Origin of the sequence: Xanthomonas sp. NCPPB 4037, from assembly GCF_041475695.2 — a bacterium.
Lineage (GTDB): Bacteria > Pseudomonadota > Gammaproteobacteria > Xanthomonadales > Xanthomonadaceae > Xanthomonas > Xanthomonas campestris.
The window spans coordinates 4,244,726-4,267,899 of record NZ_CM191261.1 but is presented as its reverse complement, the minus strand read 5'-3'; the positions used below and the strand labels follow the sequence as shown (position 1 = coordinate 4,267,899).

22 protein-coding genes are annotated in these 23,174 nt (G+C 66.9%); 20 read left to right on the top strand and 2 right to left on the bottom strand.

The window, feature by feature from the left end; translation table 11 throughout:
• The first annotated feature begins 146 nt into the window (after nucleotides 1-146).
• The 4 genes from ACCQ01_RS18760 (at nucleotide 147) to folK (ending at nucleotide 4,500) form a co-directional block, all read left to right on the top strand.
• A complete protein-coding gene (locus ACCQ01_RS18760) occupies nucleotides 147-1,958 on the top strand; it encodes a CHASE3 domain-containing sensor histidine kinase (protein WP_228431325.1) in 1,812 nt (603 codons plus the stop codon).
• The gene (locus ACCQ01_RS18755) at nucleotides 1,955-2,395 is read left to right on the top strand and encodes a response regulator (RefSeq protein ID WP_011038533.1); all 441 of its coding nucleotides are present in this window, start codon (nucleotides 1,955-1,957) and stop codon (nucleotides 2,393-2,395) included. The genes ACCQ01_RS18760 and ACCQ01_RS18755 overlap by 4 nt, the downstream gene beginning before the upstream one ends.
• A 3-nt stretch (nucleotides 2,396-2,398) precedes the next feature.
• Nucleotides 2,399-3,901: a hybrid sensor histidine kinase/response regulator gene (locus ACCQ01_RS18750; protein WP_011038532.1), complete on the top strand. Its 1,503-nt coding sequence runs from the start codon at nucleotides 2,399-2,401 to the stop codon at nucleotides 3,899-3,901.
• Nucleotides 3,902-3,993: 92 nt separating this feature from the next.
• A complete protein-coding gene (gene folK / locus ACCQ01_RS18745; protein WP_115530372.1) occupies nucleotides 3,994-4,500 on the top strand; it encodes a 2-amino-4-hydroxy-6-hydroxymethyldihydropteridine diphosphokinase in 507 nt (168 codons plus the stop codon).
• Nucleotides 4,501-4,506: 6 nt separating this feature from the next.
• Here folK and ACCQ01_RS18740 read toward each other — a convergent pair whose 3' ends face one another.
• Nucleotides 4,507-5,244: a pteridine reductase gene (locus ACCQ01_RS18740; protein ID WP_228431323.1), complete on the bottom strand. Its 738-nt coding sequence runs from the start codon at nucleotides 5,242-5,244 to the stop codon at nucleotides 4,507-4,509.
• Here ACCQ01_RS18740 and ACCQ01_RS18735 point away from each other — a divergent pair.
• Both ACCQ01_RS18735 and ACCQ01_RS18730 read left to right on the top strand, forming a co-directional pair.
• Complete coding sequence (locus ACCQ01_RS18735; RefSeq protein ID WP_228431321.1) at nucleotides 5,243-6,496, top strand: class I SAM-dependent methyltransferase; 1,254 nt, start codon at nucleotides 5,243-5,245, stop codon at nucleotides 6,494-6,496. The genes ACCQ01_RS18740 and ACCQ01_RS18735 overlap by 2 nt on opposite strands.
• A complete protein-coding gene (locus ACCQ01_RS18730) occupies nucleotides 6,493-6,897 on the top strand; it encodes a VanZ family protein (RefSeq protein ID WP_267130633.1) in 405 nt (134 codons plus the stop codon). Before ACCQ01_RS18735 ends, ACCQ01_RS18730 begins: the two co-directional genes overlap by 4 nt.
• A gap of 44 nt (nucleotides 6,898-6,941) precedes the next feature.
• Here ACCQ01_RS18730 and ACCQ01_RS18725 read toward each other — a convergent pair whose 3' ends face one another.
• The gene (locus ACCQ01_RS18725) at nucleotides 6,942-7,802 is read right to left on the bottom strand and encodes a 2OG-Fe(II) oxygenase (RefSeq protein ID WP_228431319.1); all 861 of its coding nucleotides are present in this window, start codon (nucleotides 7,800-7,802) and stop codon (nucleotides 6,942-6,944) included.
• Between the two features lie 186 nt (nucleotides 7,803-7,988).
• On the opposite strand from ACCQ01_RS18725, the gene ACCQ01_RS18720 reads away from it, so the two are divergent.
• The 14 genes from ACCQ01_RS18720 (at nucleotide 7,989) to gspN (ending at nucleotide 23,131) form a co-directional block, all read left to right on the top strand.
• On the top strand, nucleotides 7,989-9,467 hold the full coding sequence (locus ACCQ01_RS18720; protein ID WP_228431317.1) for a beta-helix domain-containing protein: 1,479 nt from the start codon (nucleotides 7,989-7,991) through the stop codon (nucleotides 9,465-9,467).
• Nucleotides 9,468-9,546: 79 nt separating this feature from the next.
• Nucleotides 9,547-12,201: a TonB-dependent receptor domain-containing protein gene (locus ACCQ01_RS18715; RefSeq protein WP_103700246.1), complete on the top strand. Its 2,655-nt coding sequence runs from the start codon at nucleotides 9,547-9,549 to the stop codon at nucleotides 12,199-12,201.
• 158 nt (nucleotides 12,202-12,359) lie between these two features.
• Complete coding sequence (locus ACCQ01_RS18710; RefSeq protein WP_228431315.1) at nucleotides 12,360-13,172, top strand: type II secretion system protein N; 813 nt, start codon at nucleotides 12,360-12,362, stop codon at nucleotides 13,170-13,172.
• Nucleotides 13,169-15,250 carry a type II secretion system secretin GspD gene (gene gspD / locus ACCQ01_RS18705; protein ID WP_228431313.1) on the top strand — a complete coding sequence of 694 codons (2,082 nt, stop codon included), beginning with the start codon at nucleotides 13,169-13,171 and terminating at the stop codon, nucleotides 15,248-15,250. The genes ACCQ01_RS18710 and gspD overlap by 4 nt, the downstream gene beginning before the upstream one ends.
• 4 nt (nucleotides 15,251-15,254) lie before the next feature.
• Nucleotides 15,255-16,754: a type II secretion system ATPase GspE gene (gspE, locus tag ACCQ01_RS18700; protein WP_228431311.1), complete on the top strand. Its 1,500-nt coding sequence runs from the start codon at nucleotides 15,255-15,257 to the stop codon at nucleotides 16,752-16,754.
• Nucleotides 16,741-17,937: a type II secretion system inner membrane protein GspF gene (gspF, locus tag ACCQ01_RS18695; RefSeq protein ID WP_228431309.1), complete on the top strand. Its 1,197-nt coding sequence runs from the start codon at nucleotides 16,741-16,743 to the stop codon at nucleotides 17,935-17,937. Before gspE ends, gspF begins: the two co-directional genes overlap by 14 nt.
• 26 nt (nucleotides 17,938-17,963) lie before the next feature.
• On the top strand, nucleotides 17,964-18,428 hold the full coding sequence (gene gspG, locus ACCQ01_RS18690; protein WP_119960521.1) for a type II secretion system major pseudopilin GspG: 465 nt from the start codon (nucleotides 17,964-17,966) through the stop codon (nucleotides 18,426-18,428).
• A 60-nt stretch (nucleotides 18,429-18,488) separates the two neighbouring features.
• Nucleotides 18,489-18,962, top strand: a complete 474-nt coding sequence (locus ACCQ01_RS18685) for a GspH/FimT family pseudopilin (protein ID WP_228431307.1) — start codon at nucleotides 18,489-18,491, stop codon at nucleotides 18,960-18,962.
• Nucleotides 18,946-19,317 carry a type II secretion system minor pseudopilin GspI gene (gspI, locus tag ACCQ01_RS18680; protein ID WP_228431305.1) on the top strand — a complete coding sequence of 124 codons (372 nt, stop codon included), beginning with the start codon at nucleotides 18,946-18,948 and terminating at the stop codon, nucleotides 19,315-19,317. Before ACCQ01_RS18685 ends, gspI begins: the two co-directional genes overlap by 17 nt.
• Nucleotides 19,317-19,916, top strand: coding sequence for a type II secretion system minor pseudopilin GspJ (gspJ, locus tag ACCQ01_RS18675; protein ID WP_014508972.1), 600 nt, complete (start codon nucleotides 19,317-19,319; stop codon nucleotides 19,914-19,916). The genes gspI and gspJ overlap by 1 nt, the downstream gene beginning before the upstream one ends.
• A complete protein-coding gene (gspK, locus tag ACCQ01_RS18670) occupies nucleotides 19,913-20,905 on the top strand; it encodes a type II secretion system minor pseudopilin GspK (RefSeq protein ID WP_228431303.1) in 993 nt (330 codons plus the stop codon). Before gspJ ends, gspK begins: the two co-directional genes overlap by 4 nt.
• Complete coding sequence (gene gspL, locus ACCQ01_RS18665; protein ID WP_228431301.1) at nucleotides 20,902-21,966, top strand: type II secretion system protein GspL; 1,065 nt, start codon at nucleotides 20,902-20,904, stop codon at nucleotides 21,964-21,966. Before gspK ends, gspL begins: the two co-directional genes overlap by 4 nt.
• Nucleotides 21,963-22,415 (top strand): type II secretion system protein M, encoded by a 453-nt coding sequence (locus tag ACCQ01_RS18660; RefSeq protein ID WP_228431299.1) that lies wholly within the window; start codon nucleotides 21,963-21,965, stop codon nucleotides 22,413-22,415. Before gspL ends, ACCQ01_RS18660 begins: the two co-directional genes overlap by 4 nt.
• Complete coding sequence (gene gspN / locus ACCQ01_RS18655; RefSeq protein WP_228431297.1) at nucleotides 22,412-23,131, top strand: type II secretion system protein N; 720 nt, start codon at nucleotides 22,412-22,414, stop codon at nucleotides 23,129-23,131. The genes ACCQ01_RS18660 and gspN overlap by 4 nt, the downstream gene beginning before the upstream one ends.
• Nucleotides 23,132-23,174: the final 43 nt, after the last annotated feature.

The following is a 23,174-nucleotide window of genomic DNA, read 5'->3' as shown; positions in this document are numbered from 1 at the left end:
TTCACGCGCGCTGCACTTATGATATGCCCATTCAGCTATGTCATGGACCGGCGCAGCTGAGCCTGAAGCATTCATTCCAATGCGGGTCTGATCGGGGACAATACGCCCTGCCTAGCCCACTGCCGCGAGCGGACACAGACCCCGTAATGCAAACACCGGTCCGAGAAGACGTTTGGGATCGCTGGCGCCTGCCGTTACTGGCGGTTGCCGTGTTCCTGATCGTGGTGGTGCCGTCGCTGCTGTTGCAGCAGATGGCCGCCAACGCCAATCAGGCGGCGGAGTGGGTGTCGCATAGCCAGGACGTGCAGGAGACCGCGCAGCGGTTGGAAGCGTCGATGCGCGATACCGAGTCGGCGGCGATGATGCGCTCGCACGGCGTGGATCGCCCGGTGCTGGTTGAGCGCATGCGCCAGGGCCGCACCGAGGCCATGAAGGCCATCACGCATCTGATCGCGCTGACCAAGGACAACCCTGGCCAGCAGGTGCGCATGGGGCGTATCCAGAGCACCATCGAGCGCCGCCTGTTGCTGGCCGAGCGTATCGCGGTGACACGCGCGCCGGAGCAGATCCGTGCACTGATCGAAGAGATGACGGTCAGCAACCCGATCCGCGAATTGATCGGCGATCTGCAGACCGCCGAAAGCCGGTTGCTGAGCGTGCGCAATGCGCGCGCCGAACGCGAACGCCTGCATTACAAGGTGCTGAGCTGGGCCACGCTGGCGGTGCAGTTGTTGTTGCTGGGCACGGTGATCTGGTTGCTGCAGCGGCAGATCCGGCGCCGCCTGGCGGCCGAACAGGAATACCTGCGCGCCAGCGGCCGTGCCGGCTCGGTGCTGCAGACCGTGCGCGAGCCGATCGTGTTGCTCGACGCACGCCAGCGCATCGTGCTGCACAACCCGGCGTTTGCCGAGCTGTATGGCCTGGAAGAGCGCGGCAATGAATTGATGTTGCTGGACGATGTGGGTGATGGCGCCTGGCGCGATCCGCAGATCCACCAGCGCCTGGCCGACGTGTTGCTGCGCGACCGCGAGCTGTGGGATTTCGAACATGAGCAGCGCGGCGCCGATGGCGTGCTGCGCACCATGCTGATCAACGCGCGCCGCATGCCGCTGCCCGATGATGGCGAGGAAGAAGTGGTGCTGATGACGGTCAGCGACATCAGCCTGCAGAAGGTCTCGCAGCAGCGCATCCAGGAGCTCAACCGGCAGCTGGAAGGCAAGGTGGAGCAGGTCTCGGAGGTCAACCGCGAACTGGAGGCCTTCAGTTATTCGGTCTCGCACGATCTGCGCGCGCCGCTGCGGCACGTGGCCGGCTTCTCCGACAAGCTGGCCCGTCATCTGGGCGATGCAGCCGACGAGAAATCGCGCCACTACATGGAAGTGATCAGCAGCTCGGCGCGGCGGATGGCCTCGCTGATCGACGACCTGCTGGTGTATTCACGCCTGGGCCGCAGCGCCTTGCGTCTGCAGGCCGTGGACATGCAATCGCTGGTGGCCGAGACGCGCGCGATCCTGGATGCCAACGTACAGAGCGAAAACACCGGCCACCGTGTGGACTGGCACATCGCGCCGCTGCCGGTGCTGATCGCCGACGAAAACATGATGCGCCAGCTGTGGATGAACCTGATGGGCAATGCCGTCAAGTACAGCACCAAGCGCGAGGTGGCGAAGATCGAGATCGGCTACGAGCCCATGCCCGACGGTGGCCACTATTTCACCGTGCGCGACAACGGCGCCGGTTTCGACATGGACTACAGCGGCAAGCTGTTCGGCGTGTTCCAGCGGCTGCACAAGGTCAGCGAATATCCCGGCACCGGCATTGGCCTGGCCAGCGTGCGCCGCGTCCTCGCGCGCCATGGCGGCCGCGTCTGGGCCGAAGGCGTCGTGGACGAGGGCGCCACCTTCCATTTTGTCCTTCCCCCTGCGCTTGAAGCGCCCAACCAAGAGTCCACCGTATGACCGCCATCCGTACCATTCTTCTGGCAGAAGACAGCCCGGCCGACGCGGAGATGGCCGTCGACGCGCTGCGTGATGCCCGTCTGGCCAATCCCATCGTGCATGTGGAAGACGGTGTGGAAACCATGGATTACCTGTTGCGGCGCGGCGCCTTCGCCAACCGCGAGGAAGGCCTGCCTGCCGTGTTGCTGCTGGACATCAAGATGCCGCGCCTGGATGGGCTGGAAGTGCTCAAGCAGATTCGCAACGAAGAATCGCTCAAGCGCCTGCCGGTGGTGATCCTGTCGTCCTCGCGCGAAGAGAGCGACCTGGCGCGCAGCTGGGACCTGGGCGTGAATGCCTATGTGGTCAAGCCGGTGGACGTTGACCAGTTCTTCAACGCGGTCAAGACGCTGGGCACCTTCTGGGCAGTGATCAATCAGGCACCGGAGCTGGACTGACCGATGCCGCATGAGGGTGGCCAGCACGAACAGTTGAAGATTCTTCTGGTGGAGGATTCACCGGAAGACGCCGAGCTGTTGTCCGATCAACTGCTGGACGCGGGCATCGATGCCGCGTTCGAGCGCGTGGACAGCGAGCCGTCGCTGCGTGCGGCGATGGAGCGGTTTCAGCCGGATATCGTGCTGTCTGACCTGAGCATGCCCGGGTTCTCCGGCCACCAGGCTTTGCGCCTGGTGCGGCAGAGCGGCGCCACGCCCTTCATCTTCGTCTCCGGCACCATGGGTGAGGAGACCGCGGTCAAGGCGCTGCAGGACGGTGCCAACGACTACATCATCAAGCACAACCCCACCCGCTTGCCGAGCGCGGTCTTGCGCGCCATCCGCGAGGCACGCGCCGAGATCGAGCGCCAGCGCGTTGAAAGCGAATTGATGCGTGCGCAGCGCCTGGAAAGCCTGGCGATGCTGGCGGCCGGTCTGAGTCACGACCTGCGCAATATCCTGCAGCCGCTGCTGATCGTGCCCGACCTGTTGGCCGGGCGTACCGACGACCCCCAACTGCGCCAGCTGGCCAACGTGGTGGCCGAATGCGGCCGCCGGGGCCATGAGATGGCCGAGTCGATGCTGTCGTTCGTGCGCGGCTCCAACAAGCCGCGCGAGCAGGTGTCGGTGGCCAACCTGTTCCAGGCCGTGCAGATGCTGCTCAAGAGCAGCCTGCCCGATGGCGTGCGCCTGAAGATGGACATGGTGGTCTCCGACCTCACCATCGAAGCCAACTACACCGAGCTGCAGCAGTGCCTGCTCAACCTGGGCTTGAACGCGATCCAGGCGATGCCCGGTGGCGGTACGCTCACCTTGTCGGCCGAGCAGCACGACGGCACCCGCGTGCGCATGAGCGTGGCCGATACCGGCGTGGGCATGAGCGATGATACCCGCGCGCGCTTGTTCAGCCCGTTCTTCACCACCAAGACCGATGGCACCGGGCTGGGGCTGATTTCGTGCAAGCGCATCATCGAAAGCTACGGTGGCACGATCCTGGTCGACAGCCGCCTGGGCGAGGGCACGCGCTTTGACATGATCGTGCCGATGCGCGCGGCGGTGACGCCCACCACCGAGAGCGAGCCGCCGCTGGCGCTTGGGCACGGCCAGCGCATCCTGCTGGTGGACGGCGAAGCCACGCGGCTGTCGCTGCTGGGCAATGCGCTCTCCAGCCAGGGCTACCAGCCGCAGCTGGCCACCGATGGCGCTGCGGCGTTGCAACTGGTGCAGCAGCACGCCATGCCGGATCTGGTGATCATCGACAGCGACATCATCCTGCTGTCGGCGGTGAGCGTGCTGTTGAGCATGCAGGAACTGGGCTACCAGGGCCCGGCGATCGTGCTGGAAGATGTTGGCGCGCCGCTGCAGCGTGCGCATCTTCCCCACGATATCCCGGTGCACGTGCTGCGCAAACCGCTCGAGATGCGCCGCGTGTTCCGCGCCGTGGCGCACGCACTCGAAGTGGCCTGAGCCGCGTTGCACGTGGCGGCGTGCGCGCAGCGAATAGCTGGCATGCGCGCAAGACAGTTGACGCTGACGCCGCCCGCATGCGCGAATATCGCATGACCACCGTGCTCCTCAGCCTGGGCAGCAACGTCCAGCCAACCCATTACCTGCGTCTGGCCGTCGAGGCCTTGCGCGCGCGTTTTGGCCCGATCGACGTCTCGCCGGCGTATCGCACCGCGGCGGTTGGTTTCGATGGCCCGGACTTCGTCAACAACGGCGTGCAACTGCAGACCGATTGGGAGTTGCAGGCGCTGGACGACTGGTTGCATGCGCTGGAAGACCGCCACGGCCGTGATCGCAGCGGGCCGCGTTTCAGCGACCGCACGCTGGATGTGGACGTGGTGTTTTTCGGCGAGCGCATCGTGGAAGGGCCGGGCCACCTGCGCGTGCCACGGCCCGAGCTCAAGCATGCGTTCGTGCTCAAGCCGTTGGCTGACATTGCGCCGGCATTCGTCGACCCGCTGAGCGGCAAGACCCTGGCGGCGTTGTGGCAGGCGCATCCGCAATACGGCAGCGCGTTCACCACGGTGGAACTGGACAACGCGGTGGCATTGCCGCAGTAACCGCGCTCAGCTAAGGCGGCGGCCGCCGTCCACGCGCAAGGTGTGGCCGGTGATGAAGCTGGCATCGTCCAGCAACCAGCGCACGGCCTCGGCCACTTCTTCGGGCGTGCCGATGCGCGCCAGCGGCGTGCGCGCGAGCAGCGCCTGCTTGGCGGCGTCGGCCTTGCCGTCTTCCGGCCACAGGATTGCGCCCGGTGCCACCGCATTGACGCGGACTTGCGGCGCCAGCTCCAGCGCCAGCGAGCGGGTCAACATTTCCAGCGCGCTCTTGGAGGCGCCATACAGCGGGTGCTGGCGCATGGGTTGTTCGGCATGCAGATCGGTGAGGTTGACGATGGCGCCGTGGTGCGCGCGCAACTGCGCCGCAGCGGCCTGTGCAATGAAGAACGGCGCGCGTGCGTTCACCGCGAACAACTCGTCCCATTGCGCCGCCGTGGCCTCGCCCAGCACGGTGGGATAAAACGCGCTGGCATTGTTGACCACCGCGTCCAGGCGGCCGAATGCAGCCACACAGGCGTCCACCAGCTGGGCCGGTGCCTCGGGCGTGCGCAGGTCGGCCTGCAGTGCACAGGCGCTGCCCGCGCGCTGGGCGCACAGCGCTTCCACGCGCGCGGCCAATGCATCGCCGGAGCGGTGCGCGTGCAGGGCCACGCGGTAGCCGGCGCCGTGCAGGGTGGTGGCGATCTGCGCGCCGATGCGGCGGGCGGCACCGGTGATCAGGACCACCTTGGAACTGTCTGTCATGGCGTACTCGCTCGGCGTTGCGAAATGCTCGGCTATCCTGTGCATTGTCTCCGCAACCGGTGCCCGCATGCACGCCGACCTTCCCGTTCCCGATCAGGACGCACTGGCCCACAGCGATCAACTGGCCGCGCATCTGCGCGCCGAAATCACCGCTGCCGGTGGCGCGATTCCGTTCTCGCGTTTCATGGAGCTGGCGTTGTACGCGCCGGGCCTGGGCTACTACAGCGCCGGCGCGAGCAAGTTCGGTGAGAGCGGCGACTTCGTCACCGCGCCGGAGCTGGGCCCGTTGTTTGCCGCCACCGTATCCGGTGCGCTGGCGCCGGTGCTGCAGCAGCTCGGGCCGCAGGCACGTGTGCTGGAGGTCGGTGGCGGCAGCGGCGCGTTTGCCGAGGTCACGCTCAAGCGCCTGCTCGAACTGGATGCCTTGCCCGAGCGCTACGCCATCCTGGAGCCCAGCGCCGATCTACGCGAGCGCCAGCGCGAACGGTTGGGACGCAGCCTGATCCCGCCGGTGTTCGACCTGGTGGAGTGGCTGGATGGCCCGTTCCCGGACGATTGGGACGGCGTGCTGTTCGCCAACGAAGTCATCGACGCATTGCCCACGCCGCGTTTCACCCTGCGCGATGGCGAGGTGTATGAAGAAACCGTGGTGCTGGATGCGCAGCAACACTTCGCGCGTGGCGAGCAGCCGGCCGATGCGCTGCTGGGCGCGGCGGTGCGGCATCTGGAGCGTTACCTGGAACAACCGTTTGCCGATGGTTACCGCTCGGAGTTGCTGCCGCAGTTGCCGTACTGGATCCAGGCCGTGGCCGGTGGCTTGAAGCGTGGCGCGATGCTGTTTGTCGACTACGGTTATCCGCGTGGCGAGTTCTACCGTGCGCAGCGCGAAGACGGCACCTTGCGCGCGTTCTATCGCCATCGCATGCACACCGATCTGTACCGCTGGCCGGGCCTGCAGGACCTCACCGCATCGGTGGATTTCACCGCGCTGGCCGAAGCCGGCACCGGCGCCGGTTTCGAATTGGCGGGCTACTGCACGCAGGCCAACTTCCTGCTCGGCAACGGGCTGGATGCGTTGCTGACCCAGGCCGATGCGCGCACCGACGAGGTCGGCCGCATGCGCCTGCGTCAGCAGGTCAAACAGCTCACCTTGCCCAGCGAGATGGGCGAGCGTTTCCAGGTGATGGGCTTTGCACGGGACGTGGATTTTGCGCCGGCGTTTCTGGCGGGCGACCTGACGTGGCGGCTATGACGCAGGCGTTGCGGCCGTTTCGGCGGCCAGCGCTGTGGGTGGGGCTGTGGGTTCTGGCAATCCTGGTGGTGATCGGCGTGTGCCTGGGACCGCCGCCGGACTTCCCAGAGCTGCCGTCCAATAGCGACAAGGCCGAGCATTTTTTGACCTTCGCGTTGCTGTGCTGGGGCGCGGTGCAGTTGTTCGCCACACGGCGTGCGCTGGTGTTCGCGGCATCAGGCCTGGTGTTGCTCGGCATCGGGATCGAGATTGCACAGGGCGCGCTCACCACCAATCGCAGCGCCGATCCGTACGACGCGTTGGCCGACACCTTGGGCATCCTGGCCGGCCTGTGCCTGGCGTGGACGCCGCTGCGCCTGGTGATGCTGCGCATCGACCAACGCGTGTTCGGCAGCCGCTAACACCGCCACGAAAGCCCACGCATGCCGGCACGCTGCAGCACCGATCAGTTCGGTGCGTGCAGCGGGCGTTCGCGCAGCCATTTGGTGGCCACCCATTTTTCGCCGGCCAGCACCGGTGCGCCGGCGTGCAGGGTGCGTGTCATCGGATGTGGGCGGTCGTAGCTGAAGAACACCGCATTGCCTTTCACCGCGGCCACGTCCAGATGTACATCGGGAAAGCGCGTGGCGCCGCCGCGTTCGGGCGTGTTGAGGTACATCACCAGCGAGGCGACGCGTTGCCCGCCGTGCTGCAACAGCACTGGCGTGCCGGGGGCATCCGGTTCGAAGTAATCGTAATGCGGCGCGTACTGCGCACCGGTGGCATAGCGCAGTACCTGCAGCCCTTCGCCGTGCTCCACCGGCCATTCCAGCAGCCGCGCAATGCGCGCTTCGATGCGTTGACATAACGCATCCTGGCCCGGTTGCAGGGCCATGCTGTGGCTGGTGCGCGCAGCATGCACGATCTCGCTGCCGTCGCGGTTGTCCACGGTGCGCGAGCGCGCCAGCTGTGGGCGTGCCAGTGCGATCAATGCATCGCATTCGTCATCGGCGAGCAGGCCGCCCAGCACCACCACGCGCGGCAGCATCAGGCTGACCAGTACTTGCACCTGACGATCGCCCAGATCCAGCAGCGACGACGCGTCGGCCTGCAGCGGTGCGGGCACGCGCACCGGCACCGGCAGGCCGTGCGCCTGCGCGTGTGCCTGCACATGCGCGCGTACCAGCGCTTCCACCGCATCGATGGCGTCCTGCTCGCTCCAGCCCGCTTCCAGCAGCGGTTGCAGCGTGTGCTCGGGCGGGTGTCCGGCGATGGCCTGGGCAATGATCCAGCCGCCCAAATCGGCGGGAATGGAGGTGTTTGTCATCCCGCTACAGTGCATGCCGACATGTGGCAGCTGTGTGTCAGCGTGTGTCGCGTAAGACAAATGCAACACACGCCCTCTATAAAAGTGACGGGGATCTTGAACGTGCTCGCCACTGCAGTGAGCGGAACGCAACCATTCTTGACGACTCCTCTTCATACCGGACCCTTTGACCTGGAGATCAGCCGCATGTCCGTTCGCAATAGCAGTAAAACCCTTCTCATGACCTTCGGCACCGCGCTGGCGTTGTCCGCCTGCGGTGGCGGTGCCGACCGTGTTGCGTCGCCGGGCGAAGGCGCGTTTCCACCCGCACCGGCACCGACCCCGGCGCCCACGCCCGCACCAACGCCGGCTCCGACACCAACCCCGGCGCCGACCGGCCCGGCTGCGGATTGCCCCACCGGTTTTTCCAACGTCGGCACCATCGCCAACAACACGCTGCGCGCCTGCCAGTTGCCGGAAACCGTCAGTGGCAACTTGGTGGTGCCTGCGCGCGTCGGCACGGCGTATTCAATCAGCGGCCGCGTCAATGTCGGCACCGACCGTGGCGGTAACGCCACCGCGCCGGCCGCCGGCAGCGTGCAGGGCGTGCTGACCATCGAGCCGGGCGTGACCTTGTACGGCTCGTCGGGTAGCGACTACATCGTGGTCAACCGTGGCTCGCAGATCTTTGCCGAAGGCAGCGCCACCGCACCGATCGTGTTCACCGCACGCCAGGCGCTGGAAGGCCAGGTCAGTGCCAACACCATCGGTCTGTGGGGCGGCATCGTGGTGCTGGGTCGCGCAGCGATCAATAACTGCCCGGCCGCCACGGTGTCCGGTACGCCGGAATGCCAGGCACAGGTGGAAGGCACCAACGCGTTCTACGGCGGCAATAACGCCACCGACAACAGCGGCACGCTGCGCTACCTGCGCGTGATGTATTCGGGCTTTGAAATCTCGCCCAACAACGAGCTGCAGGGCATCACCATGGCCGGCGTGGGCAGCGGCACGCGGATGGATTATGTGCAGATCCACAACAGCTCCGACGACGGCATCGAATGGTTCGGTGGCACGGTCAACGGTAGCCACGTGGTGATCACCGGCGCCGACGACGATTCGCTGGATACCGATGCCGGCTGGAGCGGTGCATTGCAGTTCGGCATCGTGGTGCAGCGCGCCGGCGGCGGCGACCGCATGAACGAGTGGAGCAGCCTGCGTCGGCAGCCGTATTCGCGCCCGAAGGTGGCCAACTTCACCTACGTGGGCAATGCGCGTGCCGGTGCGGCGATCATGCTCAACCAGGGCACCCAGGCGGCGTTCTACAACTCGGTGTTCACCCGTCCTGCAGGCGGCACCGGCGATGGCCTGGTGTGCTTGAACATGGCCGATGCTGATACCGCCGGCGTGTTCCAGTCGGTGTTCTTTGCCTGCCCGACCGCCTTCGGCAGCGACCCGCGTGCAGCGACCTCGTTCGCGGCCGGCACCAACAACGTGACTAACGGTGTGTCCACCTTGCAGAACACCTTCATCAACGGCGCCAACGAGTCTGCAGTGCCGGCGTTCCAGGGCCTGACCGGGGTGAGTAGCTTCTTCCAGCAGGTCAATTACATCGGTGGCGTGCGTGATGCCAACGACACCTGGTGGCAGGGCTGGACCTGCGGCCTGACCGCCGACCGCCCCTGCTGAGGCCGGGCAGCGCGGAGCGGCATCCGGCCGCTCCGCGCTGCATCCACGCCTTCATTTTTCTGTTGCCAGGGCTCCCACGATGCGAACCTTCGCTGTTGCCCGTCTCTCGCGGACGGGCTTGTCTCTTTCCATTTCCGCTTTGCTCGCCTCCGGTGCAGCAATGGCGCAGTCCACCACCACCGATGCCGCCGGCGGCACCAGCAGCTCCAGTGCTGCCGCCATTGCGCCCAAGCAACTCGACCAGGTCGTGGTGCGCGGTGAATACATTCCCGAACCGATGCTGCAGACCTCCGAAGTGGCGTCGTTCGTCACCCGCGAGGACATGGAGCGCACCGGCGACAGCAGTGCCGCGGTCGCGCTGACGCGTGTCACCGGCCTGAGCCTGTCGCGCGGTAAATATGTCTATGTGCGCGGCCTGGGCGAGCGCTATTCCTCGGCACTGTTCAATGGCTCGCCATTGCCCAGCCCCGAGCCGATGCAGCGCGTGGTGCCGCTGGATCTGTTTCCCAGCGACGTGCTGCAAAGCGTGACCGTGCAGAAGACCTATTCGGCCGATTATCCCGGCGAATTCGGCGGCGGCGTGATCGATCTGCAATCGATGGCGGTGCCGGAAAAACCGTTCTTTTCGCTCACCGTCGGTGGCGGCGCCAACAGTGTCAGTACCGGTGAAAAGGGCCTGACCTACTACGGCTCCGGCGATGACGAGTGGGGCTTCGACGATGGCGCGCGCAAGCAACCGGGCGCGCTGCGTGATGCCATCGCCACCGGCCGGCGCGTGGACCTGGGCAGCTTCTCGCGCGAGGACATCCGCCGCATTGGCCGCAGCATGAACAACGCCAACCTGTATGTGCTGCAGGAGAAGGACAGCATCGACCCGGACGTCAATGTCGGCGCCAGCGCCGGCTACAGCATGGACATTGGCGAGGCCAAGCTGGGCATCCTGGCCGTGGCCAGTTACGACAATGAATGGCGCACGCGGACCGGCAAGCAGCAGGACGGCATTTTCACCGGCGACACGGTGGAGTTCAATTCCAACTACGACTTTGCCACCACCCGCAACAACGTGCGCAGCAACGGCATGCTGGGCCTGGGCTGGGAATATGGCCGCCACACCATCGGCTGGACCACCTTGTACGTGCACGACACCTTGAAGGTGGCGCGCAGCCGTGCCGGCCGCGATGAACTGGCCGGCTTCGATGTGCGCGACGACAACACTGAGTGGTACGAGCGCCAACTGATCAACAACCAACTGCGCGGCACGCATGCGTTTGGCGAGTACGACGATCTGAAGATCGAATGGCGTGCAGCGCTGGCCAACGCCAGCCGCGATGTGCCGTACGAAACCGGCATCCGTTACGAACTGCTGGACGGCTACTGGGCGCACGATGCCTCGCGCGTGCAGAACTACACGCGTTTCAGCAAGGTCGACGACAAGGTGGCCAGCGGCGGCGTGGACGTGACCTGGCGCCTGCCGATCGAGCACGACCTCACCGTCAAGGGTGGCCTGGCGTATCTGGACAACGACCGTACCGCATGGAATCGCGAGTTCCGCTTCCTGGCGCTGGACGGCCCGCTGCCGTTCTACAACCAGTACCAGCGCGTGGACTACCTGATCTCCGACTACAACCTCAGCAACGATTTCCTGCGCCTGCGCGAGACCACTGGCAGCTTCGGTGCGGCCGCCTACGACGCCACGCTCAAGGTCAAGGCCGCCTACCTGCAGATGGAAGGCGAGATCGTGCCGACCCTGCGTGCCACCGTTGGCGTGCGTTATGAAGACGCCACCCAGGCAGTGCATCCGTACGACATCTTCAGCGGCACGCGCCAGGACAGCGTGGCACCGTTGGAGAACAGCTACGCGCTGCCCTCGGCCACGGTGACCTGGAATTTCGCCGAAAACCAGCAGCTGCGCTTCGGTGCGTCCAAGACCATCGCGCGGCCGCAGTTCCGCGAGATGGCGCCGCAGCAGTATCTGGACCCGGACATCGACCGCCAGTTCTTCGGTAACCCGTTCTTGGTCGACAGCAAACTGGTCAATCTGGATGCGCGCTACGAGTGGTTCTTCGAACCGGGCGAGTACGTCACCGCCGGCCTGTTCTACAAGCAGATCGACAAGCCGATCGAAGCCATCGTCAATGACGCGCCCGGCGGCGGCATCGTACAGAGCTTCATCAATGCACCGGAAGCCACCTTGTACGGCATCGAGCTGGAAGCCAAGAAGTATCTGGACCTGCCGATCGCTGCCAACTGGTGGGGCGACAACCGCATGTTCGTCTCGGGCAACTACACGCGTACCAAGTCCGAGGTCAGTGCCAGCGACGGCGATACGGTACAGCCGTTCGGGTTTGCCGCACCGGTGCAGGCGACGTTGTTCGTGCGCGATGGCAGCACGCTGCAGGGGCAGTCCGACGACATCGCCAACCTGCAGATCGGTGTGGAAAGCGAAAGCACCAACAGCCAGGCCACGTTGATTGCCAACTACGTGGGCGAGCGGATTTCCGCACGTGGCCGCCCGGGCCAGCCGGACTACATCGACAAGCCGGGCACGCAGCTGGATCTGGTGATCAAGAAGGGACTGGTGTGGTCGGGCAACAAGCTCTCGCTGAACTTTGCCGCGCGCAATCTGCTCAAGACCAAGTACCAGGAATATCAATCGCGCGGTGGCAACCGCGTGGACCTGTACGAGTATCAGCCGGGCATCACCTATGACATCAGTGTGACAGCGCGCTTCTGATCTGCGCCAAGTGCCGATGAACGCAAACGCCCGCCCTGCCTCGCACGGCGGGCGTTTTGCATGGGCGTGTTGGCAGCGTGTGGCAATGCGTGTCATCACTTTCTTCGAACTGACACAATTCCGCCGCATTCTGTCATCCGACAGCAATCCTGAGACGGATGTCCGCTTTGCAGCGCGTTTCGCCCTCGTTGAATGACCTGATGTCGGCGCGCGCCGTGCGCACTGCCGCTGTCTGTGTGTTGCTCGTGCTGCTTGCCGTGCAGGGCGTGCGCCTGGTGTGGCTGCTGGTGACGCCGCTGGGCCCGCTGGGCACCGCACAAGGCGCAACCACTGCTGCACCCTTGCCTGCATTGCAGCGCGACGTGTTTTTTCGCGCGCCAGCCGACAGCGGCGACCTCGGCCTGGTGCTGCATGGTGTGCGTGTGGGCGGTGCGGACTCAGCGGCGTACCTCAGTACTGGCGATGGCCGGCAGGGCGCGTATCGCACTGGCGATGCGGTGGCCCCAGGGCTGACGCTGCAGGCGATCGCAGCCGACCACGTGATGGTGCGTGCAGGCAGTGCACTGCGCCGGCTGCCGTTGATCGAACACGCTGCGGCGAGCGCAGCAATAACGGCACCATTGCCGGCGAGTGGCGCTCCCGCAGCAGCCGCGGCGGTGGCGTCCAATGTCGGCGCGCGCACGGCAGCGGCCGGCACCACGGCGGTCGACCCGCAACAGCTGCTGCGCACCACCGGCTTGCGTGCCAATGCCGATGGCGGCGGCTTCACGGTGATGCCGCGCGGCGATGATGCGCTGTTGCGCCAGGCCGGCCTGGCGCCCGGCGATGTGCTTACCCAACTCAATGGCCGCACGCTCGACGCCGAACACCTGCGCGAGCTGCAGGACGAACTGCGCGATGGCCAGACCGCCACGCTGACCTACCGCCGTGACGGCCAGACCCACACCATGACCTTGAAGCGCCCGCAATGATCGTCGTCCGTCGCCCCTGGCTGTTGTCCGCCACCTTGTTGCTTGCGCTGCTGTCGTTGACGATGCTGCCGCTGCTGCCGCTGCACGCCGCCGATGCATCGGCGGTGCGCATGCAGGACGTGGACCTGCGCGCCTTCATCCAGGATGTCTCGCGTGCCACCGGCATCACCTTCATCGTCGACACGCGCGTGCAGGGGTCTGTGAACGTGGCGCGTGCGCAGGCCATGTCCGAAGCCGACCTGCTGGGAATGCTGCTGGCGGTGCTGCGTGCGAATGGCTTGATTGCAGTCTCCAGCGGGCCATCGACCTACCGCATCATCCCCGACGACACCGCCGCGCAGCAGCCCGGCAGCGCGGCCAGCGGCAATCTCGGCTTCGCCACCCAGGTGTTCACGCTGCAGCGCGTGGATGCGCGCAGTGCGGCAGAGATCCTCAAGCCGCTGGTGGGACGCGGCGGGGTGATCATGGCGATGCCGCAGGGCAATAGCCTGTTGATCGCCGACTACGCCGACAACCTGCGCCGCATCCGTGGCCTGGTGGCGCAGATCGACACCGACCGCGCCGCCATCGACACCGTGACGCTGCGCAACAGCTCCGCGCAGGAACTGGCACGCACGCTCACCACGCTGTTTGGCCAGGCCGGCGAGCGCAGCGCAGTGTTGTCGGTGTTGCCGGTGGAGAGCAGCAATTCGTTGATCGTGCGCGGCGACCCGGCATTGGTGCAGCGTGTGGTGCGCACCGCACTGGATCTGGATGGGCGGGCCGAGCGCCGTGGCGATGTCAGCGTGGTGCGCCTGCAGCACGCCAGCGCCGAACAACTGCTGCCGGTGCTGCAGCAACTGGTCGGGCAAACCCCGGGTAACGAGGCGCAGCCCGGGCAAGAGGCGCGCCCCACCGCCGTGGATGTGGCCGCGAGTGCTGGCGCTGCGCAGACGCAAGTGATTGCACCGGCCGCCGGCAAGCGCCCGGTGATCGTGCGCTACCCCGGTTCCAATGCCCTGATCATCAATGCCGACCCGGAAACCCAGCGTGCCTTGATGGACGTGATCCGCCAGCTCGACGTGCACCGCGAGCAGGTGCTGGTGGAAGCGATCGTGGTGGAGATCTCGGACACCGCCGCCAAGCGTCTGGGCGTGCAGCTGCTGCTGGCCGGCCGCAATGGCACCGTGCCGTTACTGGCCACGCAGTACAGCGGCGCAGCGCCGGGCATCGTGCCGCTGGCCGCCGCGGCCGCCGGCACGCGCAGCAATAACGGGGAAGACGATTCGGTACTGGAGCAGGCGCGCAACGTGGCCGCGCAATCGCTGCTCGGATTGAGCGGCGGGCTGATCGGCCTGGCCGGGCAAAGCAACGATGCGGTGTTCGGCATGATCATCGATGCGGTCAAGAGCGACACCGGCTCCAACCTGTTGTCCACGCCGTCGATCATGACCCTGGACAACGAGCAGGCACGCATCCTGGTGGGCCAGGAAGTGCCGATCACCACCGGCGAGGTACTGGGCGCGGCCAACGACAATCCGTTCCGCACCATCCAGCGCCAGGATGTGGGCGTGGAGCTGGAAGTACGCCCGCAGATCAATACCGCCGGTGGCATCACGCTGGCGATCAAGCAGGAAGTCTCGGCCATTGCCGGGCCGGTGAGCACGCAATCCTCCGAGCTGGTGTTCAACAAGCGCCAGATCGAAACCCGCGTGGTGGTGGAGAACGGTGCCATCGTCGCGCTGGGCGGCTTGCTGGATCAGAACGACCGGCAGACCGTGGAGAAGGTGCCGCTGCTGGGCGATGTGCCCGGGTTGGGCGCGTTGTTCCGGCACAAGTCGCGTAACCGCGACAAGACCAACCTGATGGTGTTCATCCGCCCCACCATCATCCGCGACGCCGCCGATGCGCAGCGCATGACCGCGCCACGCTACAACTACCTGCGCGACCGGCAGCTGGCCGATGGCGACCCGGAAGCGGCCCTGGATGCGTTGGTGCGCGACTACCTGCGTGCACAGCCGCCACAGCTGCCGGCGTCCGCGCCCGCCAAGCCCGCGCCGCAGCCGCCGGCTCCCACCGCCGCGCCGCGCACACGCTGACACCATGTCGACCACCACACCCACGGCCACGCTGTCGTACGCGTTTGCCAAGCGCCACGGCGTGGTGCTGCTCGGCGGCGAGAGCACCGCGCAGGCACAGGTCGGCCTGCGCGCAGGTGGCGACGTGCAGGCCTTGATCGAAGTGCGCCGCGTGCTTGGCGTGCCGTTGCAGGTGCGCACATTGGCACCGGCGGTGTTCGACCGGCACGTGTCGGAAATCTACGCCGATGCCGGGCTGGAGCAGGGCATGCCGGTGGAAGCGCTGGACCTGCACGGCAGCCTGGATTCGCTGATCGAAGACATCCCCACTGCCGATCTGCTCGACAGCCAGGACGATGCGCCGATCATCCGCCTGATCAACGGCATCATCGCCGAGGCCGCACGCCTGGGCGCGTCCGACGTGCATCTGGAATCGTACGAGTCGCGCCTGCGCGTGCGCTTGCGCGTGGACGGGGTGATGCGCGAAGCGGCCACCTTGCCGGGGCGGATCGCGCCGTTGCTGGTCTCGCGCGTCAAGGTGATGGCGCGCCTGGATATCGCCGAAAAACGCATCCCGCAAGATGGCCGGGTGTCGTTGGCCATGGGTGCCAAGGCGCTGGATGTGCGCGTCTCTACCTTGCCCACCCGTGGCAGCGAACGCGTGGTGCTGCGTATCCTGGACAAGGAGCAGGGCACCTTGTCGCTGGCCCAGCTGGGCATGCCAGCCGGTGTGATGGGCGCAGTGCAACGTGCGCTGCAGGTGCCCAATGGCATCGTGCTGGTGACCGGGCCCACCGGCTCGGGCAAGACCACCACGCTGTATGCCGGGCTGAGCCTGCTCAACGACGGTTCGCGCAACATCCTTACTGTCGAAGACCCGGTGGAATACGCCATCGACGGCGTTGGCCAGACCCAGGTCAATGCACGCGTGGGCATGACCTTTGCCGCCGGCCTGCGCGCAATCCTGCGTCAGGACCCGGACGTGGTGATGATCGGCGAGATCCGCGATACCGAAACCGCGCAGATCGCCGTGCAGGCCAGCCTCACCGGCCACCTGGTGCTGTCTACCGTGCACACCAACGATGCGGTGGGCGCGGTCACGCGCTTGCGCGACATGGGCATCGAACCATTCCTGCTGGCCTCCAGCCTGCGCCTGATCCTGGCACAGCGGCTGGTGCGCCGGTTGTGCACGCAGTGCCGCACGCCACGGCCGCTGGATGCGGCCACCACGCAGATGCTGGGCGCGTCTACCGATGCGGTGATCTACAGCGCCGCCGGCTGTGCGGCCTGTCACCACAGTGGCTATGCCGGGCGCGTGGGGATCTACGAAGCCATCACCGTCGACGACACCTTGCGCCGGCTGATCGGCGACAACGCCGACGAAGACGCATTGGCCGCCGCAGCCTTCGTACGTGCGCCACGCCTGGGCGACGCCGCGCGCGCGGCCGTGCTGCAAGGCGTGACCACGCTGGAAGAAGCCTTGCGCGTCACCCGTCAGCAGGACGAGGCGCATGGCGAAGTTTGATTACACCGTGCTGGATCTGCACGGCCGCAATCGCCACGGCGTGATCAGCGCCGACAGCGTGCGCAGTGCGCGCAGCTTGCTGGAGCAGCGCCAATGGGTGCCGTTGCGGGTGGAGCCGGCAGCGGCCACCACGCCGATGCGCGCAGCGCGCTTCAGCGGCAAGGATCTGGTGTTGTTCACCCGCCAGCTCGCCACGTTGGTGGACACCGCCCCGCTGGAAGAAGCGCTGCGCACCATCGGCACCCAGTCCGAGCGCCGCGGCGTGCGCGCGGTGACCGGGCAGACGCATGCATTGGTGGTCGAAGGTTTCCGCCTCTCCGATGCGATGGCGCGCCAGGGCACTGCCTTCCCGCCGCTGTACCGCGCGATGGTGGCGGCCGGCGAAAGCGCCGGAGCCTTGCCGCAGGTGCTCGAGCGTCTGGCCGACCTGCTCGAGCGCCAGGCGCAGGTGCGTAGCAAGCTGCAATCCGCACTGGTGTACCCGGCAGCGTTGGCAATGACCGCCGGCGTGGTGGTCATCGTGCTGATGACCTTTGTGGTGCCCAAGGTGCTGGACCAGTTCGATTCGATGGGCCGCGCACTGCCGTGGCTCACGCGCGCGGTCATCGCGCTCTCGCAGTTTCTGTTGCATGCCGGCATTCCACTGCTGGTGGCCGGCGTGATCGCGGCGGTGGTTGCCATGCAGTTGCGCAAGCGCCCGCCGGTACGGCTGGCGATCGACCGGGCAATCCTGCGCGCGCCGCTGCTGGGGCGCTTGCTGCGCGACCTGCATGCCGCGCGCATGGCGCGCACTCTGGCGATCATGGTCAACAGCGGCTTGCCGTTGATGGAAGGGCTGATGATCGCCGCACGCACCGTGGACAACCGTGCGCTGCGCCTGGCCACCGACAGCATGGTCACCGCCATCCGCGAAGGCGGCAGCCTGGGCGCGGCGATGAAGCGCGCGGGCGTGTTTCCACCCACCTTGTTGTACATGGCCTCCAGCGGTGAAAACAGCGGGCGTCTGGCGCCGATGCTGGAACGTGCCGCCGACTATCTGGAGCGCGAATTCGAGTCGTTCACCACTGCGGCGATGAGCCTGCTGGAGCCGCTGATCATCGTGCTGCTGGGCGGCGTAGTGGCAGTGATCGTGTTGTCCATCCTGTTGCCCATTTTGCAATTCAACACCTTGGCACTCGGCTGATGGCAGCCGCGTATTCGGAGAGTCTCATGTCGCGTATGTCGTTTCGCCGCGTTTCCCCCTGCACTGCCTCACGCCGTACGGCGCGCGGGTTCACCCTGGTCGAGTTGATGGTGGTCATCGTCATCATCGGCTTGCTGGCCACGGTGGTGATGATCAACGTAATGCCCAGCCAGGACCGCGCCATGGTGGAAAAGGCGCGCGCCGATGTCGCCGTGCTGGAGCAGGCGCTGGAAACCTATCGCCTGGACAACCTCACCTATCCCAGCACCGAGCAGGGCCTGCAGGCCTTGTTGAGCGCGCCCGGCGGCCTGAGCCGGCCGGAACGCTACCGCCAGGGCGGCTACATCCGCCGGCTGCCGGAAGACCCGTGGGGTCACGCTTACCAGTACCGCCGTCCCGGGCGCAGCGGCGGTTTCGATGTGTATTCGTTCGGCGCCGATGGTGCCGAAGGCGGCGATGCCGACAACGCCGATATCGGCAACTGGCGCTGAGTCGCAGGGATGGCCGCGCGCGTCCTGGCATCGAGTGGCTCCCGTGCGCCGCAAACACGCATGCGCGCCACGCTGCCGTGCGCGTGCAATGCACGGGGCTTCACCTTGCTCGAAGTGCTGGCCGTGCTGGTGATCACCGCGCTGGCCAGCACCGTGGTGCTGCTGACCCTGCCCGACACGCGGCGCACGCTGCCCGGCCAGGCCGATGCGCTGGCCACCGCGCTGTCGCATGCGCGCGATGAGGCCATCCTGAGTCTGCGCATGACCGAGGTGGTGCTCAGCGCCAGGGGCTATGCCTTCCGCCGCCAGACACGTGAGCGCTGGGTGGCGCTGGACCAGGTGCCGTTTACGCCCGTGCAGTGGCCGGAAGGGGTGCGCACGCAGCTGCCGGAGGGTGCGACGCAGGTGAGCGTGCGTTTCGACCCGACTGGCGCTGCCACGCCGCAGCGCCTGGCGTTGGGGCAGGGCCAGCAACGCGTGCAGGTGGTAGTGGATGCAGTGGGCACGGTGCGGGTCGATGCAGCGGCGCGCTGACACCCAGGCAGGGTTCTCGCTGCTGGAATTGCTGGTCGCGTTGGCGATCTTCGGCATGGCGGTGGTAGGGCTGTTGAATCTGTCTGGCGAGAGCACCCGCACCGCGGTGATTCTGGAAGAGCGCGCGCTCGCGGCCGTGGTAGCGGAAAATCAGGCGATTGAAGCACTGCTTGTACCGGCGGCCGTTGCCGCGGTACCTGCCGCAGGGCAGGAATCGGCCGGTGCACGCGACTGGGACTGGAAGCGCACGGCAACACCCGCCGGGCAGGGCATGCTGCGCATCGCCATCAGCGTGCACGCGGCCGGGCAGGCGCAGGAATTGGCCAGCCTGCAAGTCGTGCGGAGTACCGAGTGATGCGCCTGCGCCGCGCCGCTGGTTTCACATTGATCGAACTGCTGGTGGCGTTGGCGGTGTTTGCGTTGGTGGCTGCCGCGGCAGTAGGGGTGTTGCGGCAAAGCATCGAGCAGCGCGCTGCGGTGCAGGCGCGGCTGCAGCAGCTGCGCGATTTCCAGATTGCGCACGGCCTGCTACGCAGTGATCTGCAACAGGCTGCGGTGCGGCGCACCCGTGGCAGTGATGGCGTGCCTGCGCGGACTGCCTTTGTGGCCACACCACCCGGCGCGCAAGGCCCGTTGCTGGCATTCGTGCGGCGCGGCTGGAGCAATCCGGACCAGGCGCCGCGTGCGTCGCTGCAGTACGTGGAATACCGGCTGGTGGAGGACCGGCTCGAGCGCAGCGCACGTCCAGCGCTGGACGGTGCAGTGACCGGCGCACCACAGGTGCTGCTGCGTGGCGTGCGTGCGGCCACCGTGGGGTTTCATTACCGCGCGCAATGGAGCGATGGCTGGAGCGGTGGTGTAGCGGCGCTGCCGGATGCGGTGGCACTGGAGCTGGAAATGCAGGACTGGGGCCGCGTGCGGCAATTGTTCCTGGTGCCGGAGGGGCGCGAATGAGCAGGTTTGGGGGGGCTCACCGGCAGCGCGGCGTGGCCTTGCTCACCGTGTTGCTGTTGGTGGCAGTGATGACCGTGCTGATGGTTGCGGTGCTGGATGACTTGCGCTTTGGCTTGCGCCGCAGCGGCAACGGCGAGGCCATGACGCAGGCGCAGTGGTACGCGCTGGGCAGCGAAGCGTTTGCGCGCCAGCGACTGCAGACCCTGTCCAGGCGCGACCCGCTGCGCACCACGCTGGACGGCGGGTGGGACAACCAACCGCTCAGTTTTCCGCTGGAGGGCGGCAGCGTGCAACTGCGCCTGCGCGACCGCGGCAGCTGCTTCAACCTCAACAGCGTGGTGTTCGGCGCGGCCGAGCAATGGCAACGCAGCGAAGAAGGCGTGCGCCAGTACGTGGCCTTGTTGCGCACGCTCGGCATCGCGCCCGCGCAGGCAGATGCGCTGGCCGATGCACTCGTGGACTGGATCGACAGCGACCAGCAACCCGGCGCACGGGGCGCAGAGGACGCCGCATATCTGCAGTCTGCGCTGCCGCTGCGCACCGGCGACACCTTGCTGGCGGGCGTGAGCGAACTACGCGCCATCGCCGGCTACACACCTGCGTTGCTGACGCGCGTGCAGCCGCATGTGTGCGCGCTGCCGAGCGGGCGCCTGTCGCAGGTGAACATCAACACGCTGCGCGCCACCGATGCGGCCGTGCTGGTGGCCATCGCCGAAGGCACGCTGGACCTGGGCGCGGCGCGCCGCCTCATTGCCGCGCGCCCGGCCGGCGGGTGGCGCGACGTGCAGGCGTTCTTCCGCCAGCCGGCATTGCTGCAGGTCACCGTGCCTGATGCGATGTACGAACAGATCGTGCTGCGTACTGAATATTTTGCGCTCTACAGCCAGGTCGACTACGCGGGTGCCGAGGTCATGCTGGAAGCGTTGCTGCAACAAGCGCCAGCCGGGCGGATCCGCCTGGTGGCGCGCCAATGGAGTTCCGATCAATGAGTACCACCTTGCTGTTGCTGCCGGCCGATGCAGGCGCAGCCGCCACCGCCGTGCATGTGGATGCGCAGGGGCATGTGCGCGTCCATGGCACAGCTGCGTCGATCCCACCCGCGGCGCGCACGGTGCTGGTGGTGCCGGGCACGCAGGTGCACTTGCGCTGGCTGGCCCTGCCCGGGCGCAGCCCGGCGCAATCGTTGGCAGCTGCGCGGCTGCAACTGGCTGAGCATCTGGCCAGCGATGTCAGCACGCTGCATGTGGTGATTGCCGCCAACGCGCAGGCCGATGGCACGCGCCTGGTGGCCGCAGTGGAGCAGGCAACCCTGCACCAGTGGTTGGAGCGTGCCGCGCAGCTCGGCTTCGTGCCCGATAGCGTGGTGCCGGAGTGTCTGCTGCTGCCCACGGTGGACGCCGATGCGCCACCGACGGTTGTGCAGTGGGACGGGCGTTGGCTGGTGCGTGGCGCACGCCTGGCCTGCAGCCTGGAGCCGGAGACCGCGCAGCTGGTGCTCGATGCACAAGGCCATCCGCCGTCTGACCCGCCTCTGGAGGATCCAGCGCAAGTCATCGCCGTCTTCGCCCGCCATGTGGAGCAGGCACCGATCGAACTGCGTCAGCACGCCTTCGCACGCGTCACGCCGCAGCGGCGCGGGCTGACGCCGCGCAGGCTCGCATGGCTTGGCGTGTTGCTGCTGATCTCGCCGATGCTGTTGCTGGGTGCACAGGCACTGCGTTATGAGATCGGCGCGCAGCTGTTGCAGCGCCGCGCTGTGGCGGTGCAGGGCGTGCAAGCCACCGGCGCAACGCCGGTGTTGGCCGATGCATTCGCAGCGCAGCTCGCCGCGGTGATCGCCGCGGTCGATAGCGTGCCCGGCGCCGAGCTCGACATGCTGGCGTATCAGCAAGCGCAGCCAGTGCGCGCAATGCTGGTGCATGACGATGACGCGCAATTGCAGCAATTGCTGGCACGCTTGCGCAGCGCCGGCTGGCAGGTGCGCCCGGCCAGCAGCCAGGCGGTCGAGACCAGGCTGCAGACCCCCTTGGAATTGGAGCCACCCCGATGACCGCCTTGCGACACCGCAGCCATCGTTGGTGGCAACAGCGCGCACCGCGCGAGCGCGTGATGCTGGCCGTGATGGGCGCGGCAATCGCCGCCTTCATCGCGTGGTACGCCATCCTCATGCCGCTGCGGCAGTGGCGCAGTGCAGCGCAGGCGCGCTATGACACCGCCGCACAAGCCCTGCTCGACGCACAGGGCCGGCAACGCAGCGCGGTGGTGACCTTGGCGGACATCCTGCAGGCCGCGCGCGATGCCGGCGTGGCCATTGTCCCGGCGCCGCGTGCGGTCGCCGGCGCAGTCGAACTGCAGATCGATGCTGTCAACAGCCCGGCGTTATTCGCCTGGCTGGAACGCCTGCGCACTGCGCATGGCTTAGCCCCCACGCAACTGCAGATCAACCGCCACGCGCAGCAGTTGCAGGTTCGCTGTCGCTTCGAGGGCATCACGCCATGAGGCTGCTGGGCTGGTCGTTGCTGGTGCTCGGTGTGCTGATCGCCATTGTCATTGCCACCTTGCCGTTGCGGTGGATGCTGCCTGCGCAGTCGCTGCCGATCGCGGTGTTGGAGGCACAAGGCTCGATCTGGAACGGCAGCTTGCGCGGCGTCACCTGGAAGGCGCAGCCCATCGGCGATGTGCAGGTGGCCCTGCAGCCGTGGCCGCTGGTGCGCGGCGAGCAGCACGTGCGGCTCGCCACGTCTACGGCAGCGCTCATCGCCCTGCAAGGTGCGCGCCATGGCATCGACCAAGGCAATGGGCGCGTACTGCTGCGCCAACCCGGTGGCATCACCTTGCTGGATCTGGCAGTGGACCTGCGGCAGGTGCAAGCCTTGTTCGACGCCACCCGCTGCGTACAGGCCGCAGGAGAGGTGACCGTGCAGATCGTGCCAACCAGCGCTGGCGAAGCGGTCGGCCTGCTGCCGCTGCGCCTGCGCGGCAGCCCGCGCTGCAATGACGCTGCGGTGGAGCTTGCACTGCAGCCCGATGGAGGGATGCCCGACGGCATGCAGCTCAACGCCGAGTTGCGCCTGCAGCGCGATGGCCGCTGGCAGTTGCAGTCGCGCGTGGACCCGGGCCAGGACGCAGCGCTGGGCATGGGCCTGCAATTGCTCGGCTTTGCCGCTACGCCCGAACGCGTGCTGGTGCGCACCGATCTAGGGCAGCTCTACTGAGGCGAGCTTGCGTGGTGCGCCACTGTGCACTGCCGTCGCTGCC

Excerpts from the sequence above, each read along its gene's own strand:
- ACCQ01_RS18740 (WP_228431323.1), bottom strand. The coding sequence starts at position 5,244 with ATGACAGACAGTTCCAAGGTGGTCCTGATCACCGGTGCCGCCCGCCGC.
- gspD (WP_228431313.1), top strand. The coding sequence starts at position 13,169 with ATGATCGTCGTCCGTCGCCCCTGGCTGTTGTCCGCCACCTTGTTGCTT.
- ACCQ01_RS18715 (WP_103700246.1), top strand. The coding sequence starts at position 9,547 with ATGCGAACCTTCGCTGTTGCCCGTCTCTCGCGGACGGGCTTGTCTCTT.
- gspL (WP_228431301.1), top strand. The coding sequence starts at position 20,902 with ATGAGTACCACCTTGCTGTTGCTGCCGGCCGATGCAGGCGCAGCCGCC.
- ACCQ01_RS18755 (WP_011038533.1), top strand. The coding sequence starts at position 1,955 with ATGACCGCCATCCGTACCATTCTTCTGGCAGAAGACAGCCCGGCCGAC.
- ACCQ01_RS18685 (WP_228431307.1), top strand. The coding sequence starts at position 18,489 with ATGCGCGCCACGCTGCCGTGCGCGTGCAATGCACGGGGCTTCACCTTG.
- gspJ (WP_014508972.1), top strand. The coding sequence starts at position 19,317 with ATGCGCCTGCGCCGCGCCGCTGGTTTCACATTGATCGAACTGCTGGTG.
- gspI (WP_228431305.1), top strand. The coding sequence starts at position 18,946 with ATGCAGCGGCGCGCTGACACCCAGGCAGGGTTCTCGCTGCTGGAATTG.
- ACCQ01_RS18660 (WP_228431299.1), top strand. The coding sequence starts at position 21,963 with ATGACCGCCTTGCGACACCGCAGCCATCGTTGGTGGCAACAGCGCGCA.
- gspG (WP_119960521.1), top strand. The coding sequence starts at position 17,964 with ATGTCGCGTATGTCGTTTCGCCGCGTTTCCCCCTGCACTGCCTCACGC.
- ACCQ01_RS18760 (WP_228431325.1), top strand. The coding sequence starts at position 147 with ATGCAAACACCGGTCCGAGAAGACGTTTGGGATCGCTGGCGCCTGCCG.
- gspN (WP_228431297.1), top strand. The coding sequence starts at position 22,412 with ATGAGGCTGCTGGGCTGGTCGTTGCTGGTGCTCGGTGTGCTGATCGCC.
- ACCQ01_RS18720 (WP_228431317.1), top strand. The coding sequence starts at position 7,989 with ATGTCCGTTCGCAATAGCAGTAAAACCCTTCTCATGACCTTCGGCACC.
- gspE (WP_228431311.1), top strand. The coding sequence starts at position 15,255 with ATGTCGACCACCACACCCACGGCCACGCTGTCGTACGCGTTTGCCAAG.
- gspK (WP_228431303.1), top strand. The coding sequence starts at position 19,913 with ATGAGCAGGTTTGGGGGGGCTCACCGGCAGCGCGGCGTGGCCTTGCTC.
- ACCQ01_RS18750 (WP_011038532.1), top strand. The coding sequence starts at position 2,399 with ATGCCGCATGAGGGTGGCCAGCACGAACAGTTGAAGATTCTTCTGGTG.
- ACCQ01_RS18735 (WP_228431321.1), top strand. The coding sequence starts at position 5,243 with ATGGCGTACTCGCTCGGCGTTGCGAAATGCTCGGCTATCCTGTGCATT.
- ACCQ01_RS18730 (WP_267130633.1), top strand. The coding sequence starts at position 6,493 with ATGACGCAGGCGTTGCGGCCGTTTCGGCGGCCAGCGCTGTGGGTGGGG.
- folK (WP_115530372.1), top strand. The coding sequence starts at position 3,994 with ATGACCACCGTGCTCCTCAGCCTGGGCAGCAACGTCCAGCCAACCCAT.
- gspF (WP_228431309.1), top strand. The coding sequence starts at position 16,741 with ATGGCGAAGTTTGATTACACCGTGCTGGATCTGCACGGCCGCAATCGC.
- ACCQ01_RS18710 (WP_228431315.1), top strand. The coding sequence starts at position 12,360 with ATGTCCGCTTTGCAGCGCGTTTCGCCCTCGTTGAATGACCTGATGTCG.
- ACCQ01_RS18725 (WP_228431319.1), bottom strand. The coding sequence starts at position 7,802 with ATGACAAACACCTCCATTCCCGCCGATTTGGGCGGCTGGATCATTGCC.